The sequence below is a fragment of the Chryseobacterium sediminis genome, from assembly GCF_008386505.1.
Classification (GTDB): domain Bacteria; phylum Bacteroidota; class Bacteroidia; order Flavobacteriales; family Weeksellaceae; genus Chryseobacterium; species Chryseobacterium sediminis.
In genome coordinates this window covers 713,872-733,324 of the sequence record NZ_VUNZ01000001.1, presented here as the reverse complement: position 1 = coordinate 733,324, position 19,453 = coordinate 713,872, and the positions used below count along the sequence as shown (strand labels likewise).

The 19,453-nt window shown below is 37.5% G+C and carries 14 protein-coding genes; 2 read left to right on the top strand and 12 right to left on the bottom strand.

Translation table 11 applies throughout. From position 1 onward, the window contains the following. Positions 1–28 precede the first annotated feature (28 nt). Entirely contained in the window at positions 29–1,519 is a 1,491-nt protein-coding gene (locus FW780_RS03440; RefSeq protein WP_149832211.1) for an aminotransferase-like domain-containing protein, read from the top strand. Positions 1,520–1,949: 430 nt separating this feature from the next. On the opposite strand, the gene FW780_RS03435 is transcribed toward FW780_RS03440, so the two are convergent. Genes FW780_RS03435 through FW780_RS03395 form a run of 9 tightly spaced genes read right to left on the bottom strand, consistent with a single transcriptional unit; the run spans position 1,950 to position 15,669 of the window. After that, positions 1,950–3,137: a PepSY-associated TM helix domain-containing protein gene (locus FW780_RS03435; protein ID WP_149832210.1), complete on the bottom strand. Its 1,188-nt coding sequence runs from the start codon at positions 3,135–3,137 to the stop codon at positions 1,950–1,952. A 2-nt stretch (positions 3,138–3,139) separates the two neighbouring features. Continuing rightward, complete coding sequence (locus tag FW780_RS03430) at positions 3,140–5,608, bottom strand: TonB-dependent receptor (protein WP_149832209.1); 2,469 nt, start codon at positions 5,606–5,608, stop codon at positions 3,140–3,142. Beyond that, positions 5,595–6,983 (bottom strand): AMP-binding protein, encoded by a 1,389-nt coding sequence (locus FW780_RS03425; protein WP_149832208.1) that lies wholly within the window; start codon positions 6,981–6,983, stop codon positions 5,595–5,597. Before FW780_RS03425 ends, FW780_RS03430 begins: the two co-directional genes overlap by 14 nt. A gap of 4 nt (positions 6,984–6,987) precedes the next feature. Then, positions 6,988–7,233 carry an acyl carrier protein gene (locus FW780_RS03420; RefSeq protein ID WP_002979498.1) on the bottom strand — a complete coding sequence of 82 codons (246 nt, stop codon included), beginning with the start codon at positions 7,231–7,233 and terminating at the stop codon, positions 6,988–6,990. Between the two features lies 1 nt (position 7,234). Further along, on the bottom strand, positions 7,235–8,638 hold the full coding sequence (locus tag FW780_RS03415; RefSeq protein WP_149832207.1) for an MATE family efflux transporter: 1,404 nt from the start codon (positions 8,636–8,638) through the stop codon (positions 7,235–7,237). Beyond that, complete coding sequence (locus FW780_RS03410; protein WP_149832206.1) at positions 8,635–10,446, bottom strand: IucA/IucC family protein; 1,812 nt, start codon at positions 10,444–10,446, stop codon at positions 8,635–8,637. The genes FW780_RS03415 and FW780_RS03410 overlap by 4 nt, the downstream gene beginning before the upstream one ends. A gap of 7 nt (positions 10,447–10,453) precedes the next feature. After that, positions 10,454–11,770 (bottom strand): lysine N(6)-hydroxylase/L-ornithine N(5)-oxygenase family protein, encoded by a 1,317-nt coding sequence (locus FW780_RS03405; protein WP_149832205.1) that lies wholly within the window; start codon positions 11,768–11,770, stop codon positions 10,454–10,456. After that, complete coding sequence (locus tag FW780_RS03400; protein ID WP_149832204.1) at positions 11,763–14,171, bottom strand: GNAT family N-acetyltransferase; 2,409 nt, start codon at positions 14,169–14,171, stop codon at positions 11,763–11,765. The genes FW780_RS03405 and FW780_RS03400 overlap by 8 nt, the downstream gene beginning before the upstream one ends. Next, the gene (locus tag FW780_RS03395) at positions 14,143–15,669 is read right to left on the bottom strand and encodes a pyridoxal phosphate-dependent decarboxylase family protein (protein ID WP_149832203.1); all 1,527 of its coding nucleotides are present in this window, start codon (positions 15,667–15,669) and stop codon (positions 14,143–14,145) included. The genes FW780_RS03400 and FW780_RS03395 overlap by 29 nt, the downstream gene beginning before the upstream one ends. A gap of 217 nt (positions 15,670–15,886) precedes the next feature. Here FW780_RS03395 and FW780_RS03390 point away from each other — a divergent pair, with 217 nt between their 5' ends. After that, a complete protein-coding gene (locus FW780_RS03390; RefSeq protein WP_149832202.1) occupies positions 15,887–16,984 on the top strand; it encodes a TauD/TfdA family dioxygenase in 1,098 nt (365 codons plus the stop codon). A 342-nt stretch (positions 16,985–17,326) separates the two neighbouring features. Here the strand turns inward: FW780_RS03390 and FW780_RS03385 are convergent, their stop codons facing one another. The 3 genes from FW780_RS03385 to FW780_RS03375 all read right to left on the bottom strand — a co-directional run bounded on the left by FW780_RS03385 (position 17,327) and on the right by FW780_RS03375 (position 19,452). Then, a complete protein-coding gene (locus tag FW780_RS03385; protein WP_149832201.1) occupies positions 17,327–18,139 on the bottom strand; it encodes an alpha/beta hydrolase in 813 nt (270 codons plus the stop codon). Between the two features lie 162 nt (positions 18,140–18,301). Beyond that, complete coding sequence (locus FW780_RS03380) at positions 18,302–18,877, bottom strand: Crp/Fnr family transcriptional regulator (protein WP_149832200.1); 576 nt, start codon at positions 18,875–18,877, stop codon at positions 18,302–18,304. 53 nt (positions 18,878–18,930) lie between these two features. Continuing rightward, the gene (locus FW780_RS03375) at positions 18,931–19,452 is read right to left on the bottom strand and encodes a GNAT family N-acetyltransferase (RefSeq protein ID WP_149832199.1); all 522 of its coding nucleotides are present in this window, start codon (positions 19,450–19,452) and stop codon (positions 18,931–18,933) included. Between the last annotated feature and the right edge of the window lies 1 nt (position 19,453).

The following is a 19,453-nucleotide window of genomic DNA, read 5'->3' as shown; positions in this document are numbered from 1 at the left end:
ATGGTTACGTGGTGCCAGTTTTGATATTATGGATAGTCCGGTTAAGATTCCTTATGAAAGTTTTATAAAGATTGATAGAAAATCAGAGACTTCTATCTATTTGCAGATTGCCAATCAGCTGATCAATGCGATTCAGAGAGGGGTTTTACCTTTTGGAACGAAACTTCCGGGAACCAGAACTTTCAGTGAAATGCTGGAAATTCACAGGAATACAGCAGTGGCTGTGTATGATGAATTGTCGGCTCAAGGCTGGACGGAGAGTTTCCCGAATAAAGGAACATTTGTTATCGGAAAAGATCAGGAAAAACCTGTAAAAGTGAACGATTTTGAGCAAAATAACCTTCAAAACTATCCGATAACGACTGGTTTTCCATTCAAAACCTCTAATATTTTAGACAATCCTTTTGAGCATTCTGACTGTGAATATGTTTTTAATGATGGCGTGCCGGATATCCGTTTAACGCAAATTGGACAGCATTCAAGGTTTTACAGTTCTATTTTGAAGCGTAAATCAAATCAGAAAGCTTTGGGACATTATAATCATGACGGAAGTGAGTTTTTTAAAGAACATTTATCTCAATATCTGAATCTTTCCCGCGGACTTCCTATTTCCAAAAATAATCTGCTCATTACCAGAAGTACGGAAATGAGTATCTATATTGTTTCCGAAATCCTTCTTTCCGCCGGTGATACTGTATTGGTGGGAGCTTTGAGTTATTTTTCCGTCAATATGATCTTTATGAAAGCGGGTGTTGATATTGTTTCTATTCCGATTGATGAAGAAGGAATTATGGTAGAAAGTGTACGAGAAGCCTGTAAAAAACAGAAGATACGGATGCTTTACCTTACTCCGCATCATCACTATCCTACTACGGTTGCTTTGAGTGCGCAAAGAAGATTTGAATTACTGGAATTGGCCAATGAGTATGGATTTATTATTTTGGAAGATGATTATGATTATGAGTTTCATTATGATAAAAGTCCTATTCTTCCGCTGGCCAGTGCTGATACCAATGGAATGGTTATCTATATTGGTTCTTTTGGAAAGTCTTTGGCTCCGGGATTCAGAACCGGGTTTATTGTTGCGCCGGAAAATCTTATGACGGAAATGCGTAAATATCTGGGAATTATTGATCGGCAAGGTGATATTCTGATGGAAAGGGCGCTTGGAGAGATGATTGCAGAAGGAGAAATCAACCGTTATCTGAAAAAATCTTTAAAAGTTTATCAGGAAAGACGTGATTATTTTGCCCTGCTCCTGGAAGAAAATCTGGGTGATTTCATTACTTTTCAAAAGCCTTCCGGAGGTCTTGCCGTTTGGCTAGAATGGAATATTCCCCTAAATCTGATGCAGTTGAGCAGAAATTGTGCTAAGGATAACCTTTTTATTCCCAAAACGCTTTTGTATCAGAATAAAGGGCTTACCGCGATGCGTTTGGGATTCGGGGATTTGAATGTTGAAGAGATGAACCAAGGAATTGAGGTGTTTTCAAAAAATGTGAAGGGCTTGATTGGATGATTAGGGAAATTATACAGATTTCCAGGTAGATATTTATGAGAAAATTACAGTGTATCGCTTGCTGAAAATCTAATATTGAGCAAAGCTGAAATGTTCTTGCGCCTAATAAAACAGAAGATTAAAAAACTTTGCGCCTTTGCGATTACCAGAAAACACTTTACCAAAGAGTATTGTAGTTGGGAATCGCAAAGGCGCAAATGAGATCAAAAAGACCTTATTTTAAGGCGCGAGGATTTTATCTCTGATAAAATTGATACTGGATATTTTTACTTTGGAATCATATACAAGTAAAGAGGTTATTTCAAGGTGTCATTCTGAACGAAATGGAATGTAGTGAAGAATCTCTTAACCTGAATTATGAATGAGATTCTTCCTTCGTCAGAATGACAAAAGTCAAATCATTAACTTTTGAGATAATCTCTTTTCTTTATTAATGATGAGAAGGATAAATTATTTTGTTTTTCTTATGTTTTGGTTTCTTCTTTTTTCTGTTTAAATAGATGATAAAACCAGTGATTGGAAGTGATGTTGCGATGATAGCAGCCAGAAAATAGATAATTCTGCTGGTCATTCCTAAAATACTTCCGGTGTGAAGATCATAATTTCTTTCTCTTAATGCGGTTCCATATCCGATATTTTTGTTTTTATAAGATTGAGATTTTAAAATTTCTCCTGAATACTGATCAAAATTAAACTGTTCATTTCTATACTGTCTACCATCATAGGTAAGTTCAGCATAATACGTTCCCTCTTCTGATCTTGGAAAATTGATAAGCGCTGATTTTTTATCTTTCAGTTCTTTGTTCATAGTATTTCCAATCAGATTGAGAATGTTATTCCTGTTTGAAAATTCTTCGGAAGGAATAGTGCTTTTGGCTTTCTTTTCTGTGGGAGTATTTCCGTTCAGCGTGTTCTTTACCCATTTGTCTACATCTTCAAAACTCCATATCAATGCAGAATACGAGATCAAAAGTAAAGGAATCACAGAATAGAAACCCAGTACATTATGAACGTCATAATTAATTCTCTTCCAGTTGGCCGATATTTTAATGAAAAACATTCCTTTCAGCATGCTTTTGCTCATTTTACGGGGATACCATATCACAAGTCCTGAAAAAAGAATGATCGCAAGTACCAATGTGGAATAACCAGTAATTGTTTTTCCTATTTTTTCTCCCAGCAAAAGTCTTCTGTGAAGATCCAGCACAATTTCAAAGAAATCTTTTTTGGCATCTTCTACTTCCTGTACTTTCCCGGTATAAGGATCTACATAAATTCGGTAATAATAAAGATAAGTTCCCCAATACGTCCATGCTTCGTCATCCATTTTCAGCGTGCGGAAGACATAGGTTCGTGAGGGATCGGAAGGCATTACCACTCTTTTGACTTTCAAACCTTCAGGAAGTGCTTTTTCTGCTTTTTCCGTAAGTTCAGATAATGAAAGTTTCTTTCTTCCGATATTTTCAACGAAATATCTGTTGGGGTGAACAATGTGTTTTAATTCTTCTTCAAAAGCCAGAATACATCCTGTAGCGGCCATGATAACAACTATAAGCCCGGACGTTAGTCCGAGCCATAGATGTAACTGATATGCAATTTTTCTAAACTTTAATTTCATTCTTAAAATTTAAAGCTAACCTCAGCAACAAAATTACGAGGCATCTGTGCTACTACAACTCCCTGCCCTGCAAAATATTGCACATTACCCAGATTGTTCATTTTAAATCCTAATCTGTATCTTTCTTTTTCAAGGGAAATGGAAGCATTCACTAAAGTATAAGCCGGGAATGCAAACTGTCCGGTAACGGTTTTATTTCCCGTAAGTTGTTTTCCTACACGGTTTACTCCGAAACCAACTCCAAGTCCCTGCAGCCCTCTGATAGGAAGAATATAACTGATCCATGAGTTGAATACATTCGCTGGACCTGCAGATTCCGGACGACGGCCATCTACAGCTGGATCTGCTTTTTCATATCTGCTGTGGTTGTAGGCGTATCCGGCCATAATATTTAATCCCTGAACAGGATTCATAATGGTTTCAATTTCAATTCCTTTACTTCTCTGTGTCCCATCCTGAACTACAATATTGTATTCTTTTCCGTCGCGGATCACTCCGGTTCCTCTCTGGATATTGTCTACAAGAATGTCATAATATGAAACGGTAAAGTTAACCTTGTTTCTCCAAAGGTTTCCTTTGATTCCTACTTCCCACTGGTTTGCCATTTGTGGTTTCATATCTCCGCTGTAATCAGCCAATTGCTGTGTAACAGGCGCTGTATAACTGAAGCCATTCATATAGTTACCATAAGCAGATAGCTGATCTTTAAGAATTTGATAGACAACACCTACTTTTGGGGACCATGCTGTTTGTTTGAATTCTCCTGCTCGTTTGTTGTCATTCAAATTAAGCTGACCTTTACTTTCATAGTGGTCCATACGCAAACTGATCAAAGTAGTCAAACGGTCGGTAATATGGGTTACATTTGAGATATAAGCTCCATAAAGATTGGATGCTGTGGTATTTCGTACCAATGGAGATTTACCTGCCTGCATTGCTGCCTGGGTAAAAGCCTGAATTTTTTGCAGCGCCAGATCTTTGGATATGTTACCATATATTCCTGTTACTGGTGCTACCACTGGCCCTGAAGGATTTGTACCATCAATATAATCATATACCACAATCGGGGAATGGTTATTGTTGATGGTCTGATTGAGATAATCTAACCCAATCAATACTTTGTTTTTAATTTTACCGATGTTAAATTCTCCGTTGAAGTTCTGCTGAACACTTGTAGAAGAGGCTTCTGAATTCTGCCACTGTACATTACGTTCCAGTATCGCATCACTTGTATTTCCTCTGATGAACTGATATTGGTACAGACCTTCTGTTTTTCTGAAGTTTCTTGAAAGTAAGGTTTGTGAAGTCCATTTATCTGCAATTTTGTAAACTGCTTCAGCTTTTACATTGATAGACGGAGCTTTTAAGGTCATATCATTATTGGAGTAAGATCTTTTCCAGTCGAATCCAAGTTCATCCGGATTATGAGCGAAATAAGGTCTTGTTCTCGGAAGGAAAATAATCGGAGTATTGGTTCCTTCATAATTGTAAATCTGCGCTCCTAAATTGAACTTAAGTCTGTCATTAACCTGATAACTTATCGTAGGTGCCACAAAGAATGATTTTCTGAATTCAGAATCTCTGAAACCATTCTGATACTGATAAGCGGCATTCAAACGGAATAACATATTTCGGGATTCTGTAATCGGGCCGTAAACATCAGCGGTTACACGGTTCAGATTGTAGCTTCCCATAAGATAAGAAGCCTCACCACCGAAATAATCTTTTGGTTTTTTGGTCACCGCATTAATAAGACCTCCAAAGGAAGTTACCGCACCTCCGTATAAAGTTCCTGAAGGTCCTTTGATTACTTCCAGACGTTCAATGTCAGCAGGATCTATCTCACCATTGGTATTTGCCGGAACACCGTCTACCATAGATACTTTGGTCGGAAAACCTCTGAGGCTGTAGTAAAAACTTCCGTCACCGGAACCTCTTCCCGGACTTCCCTGCATTTTTACCATACCCGGAACATTTTTCAATACTTCCGAGATATCGTAAGTAAGCTGTTCTTTCATAATCTGTTGGTTGATGCTTGTATAAGCCTGCGGATTTTCAAGAACTTTCAGGGGCATTTTCGCTACTGAAGTACTGTCCTTATCCAAAAATTTATTTCTGCTTACTGCGTATACTGTAATTCCCTCAATCACATTATTGTGTAACGGGGCATAGATCGCAGGAATTTCGTGGACATCTTTCTGAATGTAGATTTGCTCTCTCATCAGCTCAATGTCATTTAAAACCACCTGAAGCGTATATTCTCCAGGTGGCACATTTTCAAAGTAATATTCTCCTAAATTATTTGTTTTTGCCTGATAAGACGTGTTGACAAGTCTTAAAATTGCATTTTTTACCGGCGACTTTTCAGACAGCATGATCTTGCCATGAATTCTGTCGCCCTGTTGTGCAGAAAGCGAGTTTGAAGATAAAGCAAGACCAAGAAGTAATATAAGGGTTTTAGATGTTTTCATGCTGTAAGTTTTGTAACAGGGGATAGTTTATTTTACCGTTTTGTGATAATGGGAATGATTCTATAAGTTCTACGCGTACATATTGTGGGTTGATACGCAGTTTGTTTTTAATGGTTTCGGTGATGATCTGAGGATCAATATCCGGATTGTCATACAGCACAACGATTTTTTTATCATTGGCATTCAGACATACGAAGGTATTGCCCTGCATTTCATTTTTAAGAATAAATTCTACCTCATCCAGATTAAGGCGTATTCCGAAAAGCTTCATGATACGCTTTATCCTTCCTGTGATATAATAAATTCCGTTCTCCCCTTTTCTGGCGGTATCTCCGGTATGGAGTACAGAAGGCTGCTCATATGTCGTAAGATCTTCCAGTTTATTGGCATACCCTCCAAAAATACTCACGTGCGAAAATAAAAGCTCATCCGTTTCAGGATCAATTCTGAAACTTCCGTTGTGTACGGGAGTTCCAATAGAGGTTTCTTCTTCCAGCAATCCTTCGGTTGTAAGGTAAGCCATTCTTCCTCCTGCTTCCGTTTGTCCGTATTGCGCAAAGAATTCTTTTTTAAATTCATGACAATAGGAGAAAATTGTTTTTCTCAATTCAGCGTTAATCACCCCTCCGGTATGGGTAAAATATCTCAGGCTTGGAGAATCTTTTCTGAAAAATCCTATTCTGTTCAGGTTCTCATAAAGAAAAGGCACTCCTCCTAAAGTACTGTAGCCATACTCCTCCATTTCGTCCCAGAATGCTTTCTGCATAATATCCTTATCTGTACAGACAATTCTTCCTGCACGCATACAGTTCGTGGTGAAAATAGAGAATCCATATACGAAGTTGATAGGAACGTTTAAAGGAACCACATCGGATTCCTGAACAGGCATGTATTGAAGGATGCTCAACGCATTCTGATAAAGGCTTTCATCAGATAGTTTTACAAGCTTCGGAACGCCCGTTGTCCCTGAAGTACTCAAAAGAATCTTGATCTCAGGATGAATGGTAATTTCACTCTTATAATCGTTCTTTGCGAAGATTTTGATATTGTCTGAGAATTCTTTCAGGCTGTATCCATCAATTTCCTCTCTTTGTGGATCAAAGATGTATTTAGGACGGTATTCAGCCTCGATACGTTCTTTGAATTCCTCATGCAGTTTCTGTCCCAGTACTGCAATAGTGTGCGCTGTTCCGTAAAAATTGAGAAGTACCTCAACACTGGACAGCTGATTGTCATTGTACAAAAAGAGCAGCCCTTTTTCTACCGGGTTTAAGCCTAAAGACCGGTACAGCGTTCCCACCGGTATTGTTGTACCGGTGGAAGCATCTGTAAACCCCAAGTTCTTATTGGCAATTACATTTTCTAAAATTTTCATATACTTAGTTTTCTACGAATACATCGTATTTTTTCATTTTTTCTCGAATCTTTCCGACGGTTCCCATCTCCAGAATATCATTAAAATCAAATTTGATCTGATAAAACTGTTCAAGCGCTTCTACGATAAGAAGGTGAGACATAGAATCCCACTCCGGGATTTCCTGATAGGTTAGTTTTTCATCTACCAATTCTTTTTTTATTGCGATGGCAGAGGCGATAATTTCATAAAATTCTTCTGTAGTGTTCATTTTAAATTTTTATAGTTTTCCATTTTCCATTTCTAAAAATCATTAGGAATAGTACGGCCAATACAATTTCCGAAGAAACGATAGCGGTAAATATTCCTGTCAGTTCCCAATGAAGTCTTACCCCTAGCAGATAAGCCATAGGAAGCTGAATGACATAAAACATCACGATATAAAGCAGTGTAACCTGCAGAATGTTTCCGGCCGCATTCAAAGCACGGCTGATCACCATTGTGAATCCCAATAACAGATAAGCCATAGATACCACATGGATATACTGTACTGCATATCTTGCAACTTCAGGTTCTGTAGTGAAAAATTTCACCACATACTCAGCAGCAATCTGCCAGAATAAGGCTACAATCACCAGATAAGTCATGTTGATTGTTCCCGCTCTCCAGACTGTTTTTTCTGCGCGTTCCGGCTCTCCGGCACCCAGATTCTGTCCTGTAAGAACGCCTGCTGCATTTCCTATTCCCCAGGCAGGCATTGTTGCTACGGAAGCAATACGCTGAGCAATAATGTATCCTGCAAGAGCTGTGGTTCCGAAAGTAGAGATGATCTTCACCATAATCAGCCAGCTGGATGTTGGAATGATATACTGAACCAATCCTCCGAAGGCTATTTTCAGAATCTTCTGCAGTAATGGGATATCAACATGGAAAGGAACTCTGATGCTGATGCTCGTTTTTCCTGTAGCCAATATGAAAGCCTGGTATAAAACGCCTAATGTTCTCGATAAAACCGTAGCATATGCCAATCCCATTAATCCGAAAGCAGGAATAGCTCCTAATCCGAAAACAAGGATCACTGCAAAGATGATATTGGAAATATGACAGATCCAAAGTGATTTCATCGCAATATCAGCATCACCCGCTCCCCTGAACAAACCGTTCACCGAAAGACGGAGAATGACAAGTCCTATGCTCAAAAAAACCAGCCTTGAGAAAGAGACTCCATCAGTTACAATATTGGCATTGACTCCCAGGAAATCAACAATTTCTGTAGCAAAAAAGCTGGAAATTCCGCCAATAAGCAAAGCAAAAAACAGGGCAAGCAGGATAATATACTGAGCGGTTCTACCCATTCCTTCTTTATCCTTTTCACCGGCTCTTCTTGCAATAAGTGTAGCTGCTGCAATACCAAGTCCTACTGCGATGGCATAAGCAAAATTGATGTAGTTGTCTGTAATTCCCACAAGACCCAGAACTTTGTCTCCTAATTTTGCAATAATCAACAGATTGACACTCACAAAAACGGATTCCATCACAAGTTCCATTACCATGGGAATGGCAAGGCTAAAGATGGAGCGGTTGATGCTTCCGGAAGTCAGTTCAACTTTTTTCCCGGCAATGGCTCCATAGGCAAAAACCGCTCCTTCTTTTAATATCTGCAGGAATTTCCTCATACTGCTGCTACTGAATTTTTATTGGCAATCTGATACAGAGGATTAGGCAATGCTCCGTCTTTTCTTGGAATCGCGAAGGCTTTATTTTCACTGTAACCATTATTTTTCAGACGCAGACTGTTGATATAAAATCTTTTGAATGCAGGAACATACAGGTCATATTTTTCATATCGTTCCTGAAGATGGGTATTCTCAGCTTTATAATTTTCTACACAGTTGTGAACCAATTCCCAGAATTTTTCTTCTTTAAAATCAGAATAGGTATGCAGAGCATTTGAAAGATACCTGAAGAATGCATCAAAAACTCCAAGTAAAATAAACAACGGGATATTTTCTTTATTGGAAGACTGGATCAAGCCGTCTGCAAGGTGTGCAGGAAGTTTTTCTCTTGCTTCTGTTGTTAAAACGATATCATCCACAAAATCTTTGATCACGATTCTCTGTGGAACTCCGTTTTTCAAAACAACCATAATGTTTTCTCCGTGTGGCGTTACACATAATGAATGCGTGTAATAAATATGCAATAAAGGGGTAAGATAAGCATCAAGATAGCTTTTAATCCATTCTTTGATACTCACACCTGCTTTTTCTGCAAATGCCTGAACTAATGGAACTCCGCTTTCATCTACATAAAGTAAAGAAGCCATGGTTACCATTTGTTCGTCCTCTTTCAGGTAGTTTTCAGCACTTTCTCTCCATAATGCTCCAAGGAATTCATTATATTGATAAGGCACACTGGCAATAGCTCCGTACTGTGGGTGCAAATAAGTGATGGCAGCTTCTTCCCCTAAGAAAATAGTTTCTTTATTTTCCAGGTAAGCATCATCTTTTATTAGTCCTTTTACCCAATCTGTAATTGCTGGAGCAATTTTCATCTGTTTAGGAGATAATCCTCTGATATTACCCGTACTCAGAATAGAAACAGCTGTCTTTAAATATCTTTTCTTAGGATGATCTACATTGAATAAAGTACGGATACTCTGTTGTGGACTGTAGGTATCACTTCCCTCTCCCAGCTGAATTAAAAGTCCGGAAGCAATATCTCCTGCAAAATGAATCTGAAGCTTATGCTCCCACTGCCACGGATGTACAGGGATAAAGTGATAATCTTCAACAATTTTCCCTTGGCTCAATAGCTGCTGCTGAAAATCATTATACAAAAGGTCTCCTATTTCGGAACGGTAAAACTCTTCTCTGTTAATATGTTCCAAAGATTGGAATGCCGATCTGCTTTTATGAGAAGCCAGCCAGATTACTTTTAAATTCTCATCTGCTTCAGGAGCAAATGTTTTAAGATCCCGTGGAGAAAAACCTAATCGGCTTTTGTTTACAATAACCCACGGATGTCCGGTCATATTATGCTCTACCGTCTGATAATCTGCATCAGCAAGATCTTTTGAAGACATTACTCCATTAGATAAAATTAAAGCATCACAATACAAGGTATGCAGTAATTCTTCCGTATATCTTGCAATGGTGTAAGGATCTAAATCAAATACAGACTGCATTTCCAGAAAGAAAGCCGCTACATCTACTGAAGAAAGATCTTCTCCGTTTTCAGTTTTTGTAATGCTGTCTTTATCAATATGCCAGTAATCCATCATTCTCTCTTGCCCACGGAAGCTGTAGGCAATATTTTCAAATCCTGTTTCAAGTTTGAAAACAGTATATCCGTCTTTATCTTCAGAAGTTACCACAGGTTTTAGAAGCTCTTCGTGCATCAGTTCTGCGATAGTTTTGGCCATTAAGTTTCTGTTAGCCTGATTCCAGTTTTCCTGGCTTACTGTATTTTTTAAGTTGGTGTTCATTTTTTAATTAAATTTTGGCAGTTGGTAAATCAGCATATTTTTCTACATCAAAGTCCTGGAAAGCAATTTTCTTTTCAATTTTATAATGCTCTCTTCCCAGAATATCATTAATGATGTAAGAATTACGGTAAGCCGCCATTCCCAGATCGGTAGAAATATAGCTGTGGGTATGTACTTCAGCATGGAGAACATAGATCTCGCCTCCGTTCTGATCTATTGAATAATTCCTGTTGACATCAAACAATCCACTGGAATCTCTTTTAATTCTTGACTGAATATTCTTTAAGAATGCAGGTTCATGATAACGGTATCCGGTTCCAAGAATCACATAATCGGCTTCCTGATCATAAGGCACTTCCTGTTCCAGCTGTGTGAACTCAAGGTTGATGAAGTCCGGATTGCTGTTGTCTACGGTATTCAGCTGGCTGTTCGGAATAATTTTAAGATTAGGGTCAGCATTGTCAATATTCAGATCGTAAATAAAATCATAGATATCATTGATCAGATCGTAATTGATCCCTTTAAACTGAGCTTGTTGTTTGCTTAAAATAGTTTTCCTTGCCGGCTCACTTCTGTTATAAAAATATTCAATATAATCCGGAGATGTAAGCTCCAATGTTAATTTAGAATATTCCATAGGGAAAAATCTGTCCGGACGGGAATACCAACCCAGCTGAGTTTTTTCATTTCTGCTCTGAAGAAGGTCATAAAATACCTCTGCAGCACTCTGACCTGAACCAATAATGGCAATTTTTTTACCTTCCGATAAAAGTTCCTCTTTTCTATACAAATAAGAACTTGTATGAATAATTCGTGAATCGTCTTTCGGAATAAAAGAAGGAATATGAGGCTGTGTTCCTGTTCCTAAAATCAGTCTTTCCGTTTTAAAAACAGTCGTTTCTTTTGTCTTTGTATGAACTGTGGTTACATGATATAAACCCTCTTCATAAGTAATATCTACTACCTGCGTTGAAAAACGGCACTGCGGAAGCTGTTCAATAACCCATTGGCAGTAACGGTTATACTCTTTTCTTGGAATAAAGAAACTTTCACGGATAAAGAATTTGTACAGCCTTCCGGTTTCCTTCAGATAATTCAAAAGACTCAAAGGATTGGTAGGATCTGCCATGGATACACAGTCACATAAAAATGGTGTCTGCAGGGTTACATGGTCAATCATTAACCCCGGGTGCCAGTCGAAACCATCTCTCTGATCAAGAAAAAGGGTCTTCAGTTCCGGAATCGGATTGGATAATGCGGCAAGTCCCAGATTAAAAGGGCCTATACCTATGCCTATTACATTGTATACGGCTTCGTTAGTCATTTTTTGTGATGTTTGTGGTGATTTGTACCTCTTTATTCTGTGGGAATTTTTCCCAGTACCATTCTCTGTAACAGAAGTTCAGATTGGCTTTTTTATGAGGCATTTCAATTACTTTGTCTACTTTAAAGCCTACATGGGCCTTATTCATCATAGAAGCAAGAGAGTCTACAGACCCTTCTCCTACCATTTTTCCTACCTGTGGCTGTGCGAAAACATAATCAACCATAGATTGTGTGGATGGAGATACAAATTTCTTTTTAGGATCAGTAGGCGCTATGAACTGGTGTGTTCCGTAATCCGTAGGCAGCACTTCGTAATAATCTCCTACAATATCTCTGCATGCCCAATAGACCTCTATATTACAAGAAGGTTCATTGTTACCTGCGATAATATAACTGTGCGCTTCGTCACTTGGAAGCATGAGTCTGTAATAAGTCTCAAGTTCATCAATAGGCCAGTTCATCTGCCATATTTTTACAGCATGTTCACGATTAAACCATTCATGAAGCATTTCAAGGTCATTTTCAAGATCTATGGGACGCATACTCATGGTCACATCTTCCTTCTCGAAATACCTTTTAAAGAAAACTTCTGTTCCCTGCGGATTAATTAACTGATCTGAGAAGAAATGTTTATGAAGAAGGTTCGGAACTTTAGCATAAGAAATTGAAGAAGCATTCACACCACCGTCTACATCAGACACTGCCGACTGTAGGTTTGATTTTACCGCCCAATATCTTTGATTTAAAGCATACTCTGTTAAAGATGAAGGTTCAGACTCATGAAGATTTTCAAATTCTCTGTACAGAATATGGATCAGTTTTCTTTCTTTCGCCAGACCTGTTTTACCTATTGAAGAGATCAATGCACTCAGGTTACTTACCAAAAGATGGTGAGAAATAATATCCAGAAGACGCTCATCTCTAATGAAAAGATCTTCAACTTCAGGATAATCTTTAATCAGGCTTTGATATTTTTCTTTGAAACTATCTTTAATAAGATATCCCTGTCCGTCTCTCACATAGATTGACTGTGGCAAAAGCTGATTATCCAGCTGAATAAGTAGATTTTGCTGATGAACTTCCGGAGCCATTCCTAATTTACTGAACAATCTGTTTAGTGGTGAAAGTAAGAGATTCACATACTTTTCAAACCAGATAATAGCTGCTTTTTCGGCATCTACACTTAGCTGATTCGCAACATTTTTAAAGAAATGAGTCGTAAAATTGAATCCATCTGTAGATTCATCCTGACAAAGCCTTGCTAATAAAATAACTTTATCTTCAGCTGAAAAAGGGTTTTCGCGGAGCAGGATATTCAGACTCTCTAGATTCTTCCCTTCGTAATGAACACTTAATGAGGATGGTTCCAGCAATAATTTAAAATTCGGGAAATTCTCTTCAAATAAGGCTTTCTCATGCTGCCACCAGATTGCTGAAGCATACCCTCTGTTGAGATCCTTTAAGCTGTTTGTTCTCACAGAGCCTGTCATTAAAACATGCAGAGAGAACTTTAGCATCCAGATAAAATCAGGATTATATACCGTCCTTATTGAAGATGTTGCGTAAAAATCTTCTCCCAATGGTCCGATGTGAATAATTTTCCCAGACCCAAGCATTTCCGGATACACCTCTGTTGACAACAGATATTGTGCTTCCCACGGATGGCAGGGAACAATGTAAAAATCATTTATGTTTTCAAAATCGTAACTTTCCGGTATGGATGCCCATTTTTCAAAGATTTCTTTTGCTGAAATTCCCGGAAGAGATTTTTCTGTGATACAGTCTTTATGAATCAGGAAATAATCCAATTGGAATCCCTTCCCGAATTCAGGACCATATAAGAACTGTTCTTCCTCAGAGAATCCCATTCTTGATTTGGTGAAAGGATGCAGATTATGTCCTGCCGGAAGCATTTGCTCAGATTCCAGAAAAGAATAGGTTAAAAGCTGGTCATCCTGCAGACATGCTTCTGTAGTCAGTTCCAGATTTCTTAAGCTGCTGTGAATTCTTTCCACAAATTGTTTGAATCCGCTTTCATTAGTCGTCTCTGAAAACTCTTTGTAAACCAGCTCAGTTAGTTTTTCATTATTGACTTCAAAAACAGTCTGATTCTGATGGTCAACAGCCCACAAAGCTGATCCATATTCGTGAAAAGCACTTTCGGAGCGATAAGAAACGGGAGCGAACAGGAACAATCCGCTTTTCTTCATTTCAAATCTCATATACAGCGGATAATTGCTATTCTGAAGGGCTTTTGCCGTAAGAAGATCATATTTCGGAACTCCCTGATAAAATTTTCCGTTTCCAAGTTCTCTCAACATTCCATTCAGAAGGATTCTGAAGGTAATTTCTCTGGCTTGCTCTCCTGTTTTATTTTTCTGAATTAAAGTCTTTTCCATGTTCTTTGATTGTGGTAAGAATTTGATGAATGTCTTCAGTAGTGGTAATCGGGTTCAGGAAGGTAAATTTCAGATAGAAATTTCCATCAACCTTTGTGCTGGCTACAAGGATTTCTCCGCTGTAGAAAAGTTTCATCTTAATGTATTGATTCAGAGCGTTCAGATCACTGATTTCCGGATTTACATATCTGAAAACAAGAACACTTAAGTCTGAATCTGAAAGCAGTTCAAAGTCTGCATCTTCAGTAATCATTGCTGCCGCATCTTTGGTAAGATCTATAACGGTGTCCGTATACTCTGCAAGCTGTTCTCTACCCATCATTCTCAGGGTGAACCATAGCTTTAAAGCATCAAACCTACGGGTACTCTGGGTAATGGATTTATTGATCTGGGCCGGAATTTCTTCTTCATCCATCTCTTTAGGATTCAGATAATCAGCATGATGTTTAAGGATCAGCAGTTCTTTTTTATTTTTAACAATAAAGGCACTACTGCTGATAGGCTGGAAGAATGATTTGTGATAATCAATTGTTACAGAGTCTGCTCTTTCAATGCCATTAATCAGATCACGGTATTTATCACTTAATAGCAAAGCACAGCCATAAGCCGCATCTACGTGCATCCAGATATTGTAATGTTCCGAAATATTAGCGATATCTTCCAGTGGATCTATATTTCCGAAGTCTGTAGTTCCAGCTGTAGCTACAATACCAATAGGAATATTTCCTAACTGTTCTTCTCTTTTAATATATTTCTTCAAAAGAGAGATGTCCATACGGAAGCGCTCATCTGTAGGAACTTTCACGATACTTTTCTCTCCAAGTCCCATAATAGAAGCATTTTTCAGGTTGCTAAAGTGGGATTTATCTGAAACAAATATTCTGAAGCGGCTTGCCTCTGCCGGCAGACCATCCATTTTAATATTGTGGTTGTATCTTTTCTGGGAGAAACAGTCACGCATCATGACCAATCCCATTAAATTGCTCTGTGAGCCCCCTGCTGTGAAAACGCCATCGCTTTCATTTGTATTATATCCGATCTGATCAGCAGTCCAGTCAATCAGTTTTCTTTCCATGAAAGTTCCTCCGGCACTCTGATCATAAGTATCCTGTGAAGAATTGATAGCACTTACAAGAATTTCTCCTGCCAATGCCGGAATCACAACCGGACAGTTAAGATGTGCTACATATTGAGGAAGGTGAAAAGCCGTTGCGTGTTTTACATAGATATCATCTACTTCTGCAAGTAGCTCATTATAATTAGATAATTTTTGATTAAGATCAATCTGCTGTACCATTCCTTTCATTTCTCGTGCTTCAATGCCGCTGAAAGGTTTATTGTTTCTGTACAAAAATTCCTGTACAAGGTCTAAAGTGCTGTTGACTGCATTACGGTAGTGATCGTAATTGTCCGGATGAAAAATATTCCCAAAATTCCCCGAATTGTGAGGCAAGGTTGCATTTGAAAGTGCTTCCAGGGATATTATTTTGTTGTTCATATAAGTATTTGTAAGGTGATTTTTTAAATCAGTGAGTTGTTGTTAATATTCAGATGTACGCGTTTATGTATCTGAATGTCAGGTTTTTAATTTTGTCATTTTTTTTAAGTTTTTGTTTGGTGGTTGTTTATTTATTACTAAATTTGACCCAGTTATTGTTATTTAGAATAATTAAAAACAAAGATAAAAATTATTAGTTAACACCAAATTTTTTTTAATGAATTCTACAGAAATTTTAGATAAAGACTGTTTAACAGCGGTAAAACTGCTTCCTACGGTCATAGAAGTCACCTCAGAGGAGAGAAGAATGATAAAAGATGCAGCAGTGCATCTGCAGAAAAAGTATGACACTTATGAAAACCGTGATTTTATAAAGCATGTACACCAGTTGGCGTCTTATTTCTTACCGGAGAGAATTTTAAATATAGCGGCGGATTTTGCGAATGACTTTTCAAAAAATCAGTATGGCGCATTAATCTTTACCGGATTAATGGACATAGATCAGGAGGATATAGGTACTACTCCACCCAATTGGCAGTCTGCGGATTATTCAAAATTCAATTTATATGGTTTTGCATGTGCGCTGATTCATGGGGCACTCCCATCAAAGCCTGTACAATACTACTCTCAGCGTAAAGGCGGAGGATTGATTCATGCCATAATACCTGATGAAAGAATGAAAGAAACACAGACAGGGTCAGGTTCTTCAACAGATTTATATGTACATACCGAAGATGCTTTTCTGAAACATCAGGCTGATTATTTAAGCTTTATGTATGTAAGAAATGAAGAACAGGTTCCTTCTACTCTTTATTCAATCCGTTCTCATGAGTCTATTGGAGAAAATTACAGACCTCTATTTGAACGTATTTATAAAATTCCAAAAGATGCCAATCTGGAAACAGGAGATACTGAGGAAGAAACATTAGACTCTGTATTGTATGGGAATTTAAGCCTTCCTTTTATGAGGTTTGATGCTGCTGAACAGTTGTTCAATTCCAGTATCAGACAATCTGATGAAGCGCAGAGTTCTCTTCATGAGTTTTGGGAGGAGGCCAGACATTTGATTTATTCCGGATTTACCCCTCAGGCAGGAGATGTTATTTTGGTCAATAATCATTTATGCGCTCATGGGAGATCGGCATTCCGTGCGGGAGTAAGAAATATTGACGGTATAGAACAGCCGTGTGAGAGAAGAATCATGCTTCGTATGATGAGTAAAGTAAGCCTTATTGACATGAGAGCACATACACTTACAGAAGATCCGTTCTTTGTTATAGAGGAACATCTGGGTAAAAACTTTAAACATTTTTAATATAATGCTTAGTTAGCATTTTTGAACATTCAATCAATCGTAAATCCTTTTTAAGCACTGCTTAAAAAGGATTTTTTATAAATTTTAAAAACTTTATAAAACCACAAAAGTCACAAAAGTCACAAAAGCATCTATATTAAAACACTTTAGTTTAATTAGGTAAGTTTAAAATAACGCTGCAGAAAAGCTCACATTAAGATGAAAATCAAAGATTTTCGCAAAACTTAGGGGTACTTATTATGAATAAAAATTGGCTCTAAAAATTTAAGTATTTAAAAACTTTTGTGTCTTTTATGGTTAAAAATAATCAATGTAAAAGTTTAAACTGCTTCTTTGTGACAATTACTGTTTAAAGAACCTATCAAATAAAGACAATTGTTCAGACAGTGATCTGCTCCAGTATTCAGGAACGTGTCCTCCTAAAGATTCTGTATAAAGATGCGGAATTTTCATTTCTGTCAGTTTTTTATGAAAATTTCTGTTCATATTGATCATTTGGATATCTTCTGTACCACAATCGAAAATATACTGCTGTCCTGCTCCGGCCATCAATTTTACTTTGCTGTCGGTAAGAAAATTGGGATTAATAGATTCCAGAGGTCCCAGAACTTTATTCACCATATATTTCTGATAGCCTTCCCCGAATGAATTGAAATCCAGTGCTCCGCATGAACTTCCTACGATACCGAAAGTTTTATTATAAGTAACTCCGATATTGGTTGCACCATAACCACCCATACTCCATCCCAAAATACCTCGGGATTTCTTCTCAGCTTTCACCGGATAATTTTTGTCAATGAATTCCACCAGTTCTTTTCCAATGAAAGTCTGATATTGTGAATCTTTAACAATGGGACTGTCTACATACCATGAACTGTAATTTCCATCCGGAAGAACATAAATTGTTTTATATTCCTGAGCTTTCTGTACCAGATCAGGAATATCCTGCTTAATAATTCTGTCCGGATTACCACTGAAACCATGAAGGATATAAACCGTTGGATACGTTGTATTAGGCTGAAGATTCGGTGTAATGATAACTGTTTTGATTTTTTTATTCATTTTCGGACTGAATACTTCCTGATGAATAATTTTTTGTGCTGACATCTGTATAAAGGCAGTCAGTACAAACACAATGTTGATGAGCTTCTTCATGCTGAAAAATGTTTAATTAATGATAATCAGAGGTATCTTATTTTTTAAAACATATTGTGTACCAATGATTGGATAACAGCACAAAATTGTGGTATTAAAAAAAGAAAAGCGTCAACATATGTTGACGCTTTTGTTAATTTATTTCATTCAGAATTCAAAATATCAATGAATTTCTTTCTTTATCCGGCTAAGCTGAGTAGGTGTAATTCCCAGATAGGAAGCGATATGATGTTGTTTTAATCTGTTGTAAAGGGATTTGTTTTCAAGCAATTGCAAATAACGTTTTTTTGCTGTTTCATATTTTAAAGAGACTTCTAAAGGTTCTTTTTTTACTACCCAGTTTTTTTCTAAATAATACATATGAAAAAGTGCAAGATCATGATACTTTTCAAGCAGTTCACGGTATGCTTTTGCAGGATATTGTATGACAGTGCAGTCCTCAAGTGCAATGATAGTGAAATCACTGGGCTCATTCTTAATAATGGCAGCCGTAGAAGCAACGAAACTGTTTTCTTCAAAGAAAATTTTATAAATATTATTTCCCTGTTCATCTTCTGTATAATATCCTATCATCCCGGATTTGATGAAATAATAATACCTCGCCATTGATCCGGATTCCAGTAATAAATCATTTTTATGATAATGCTTTTCAGTACAGATATCGAGTAAAGCCTTCACCGTTTCATCAGATAACGGGTAATACTGATTGATATGTCTTACAAATTCTGAATTGTTCATTTTGAGTATTTTGTCCTAAACATCCTCTGTTAAAATCTGTGGAATGAAAGCTTTTAATCCAATATTTTCTTCATCATCAGATCTGTCTGCTCCTCTTCTCCCAGTCTGAAAATATGTTTATCAAACTCAACGAATCCATTTTTCTTGTAAAAATTCAAAGCTCTCAGATTTTCTTCCCACACTCCAAGCCATACATAAGATTTATTCAGATGCCGAGCCGTTTCCAAAGCCTGATTATAAAGAAGCTGACCTACTTTTTTCCCGTGATGGCTTTTCTTTACATAGATTCTTTCAATTTCCAGGCTGGTTTCATCCTGAAGTTCTGTCTGTGCTTTTCCGGAATTGACTTTCAGATATCCTACCGGATTGTCTTCTTCCCAGGCAATATAGAAAAAGGAATCAGGATTATTCAGCTCTGATTTTATCTTTTCCGTATTAAAACTTTCTTCCAGATACTTTTTCATAGCCTCTTCAGTATTATCCTCTGCAAACGTTTCCGTGAAGGTTTGTATACCAATATTCTGAAGTATTTCGAGGTCCTTTTCACCGGATGAATTGATGATTATTGATGACATA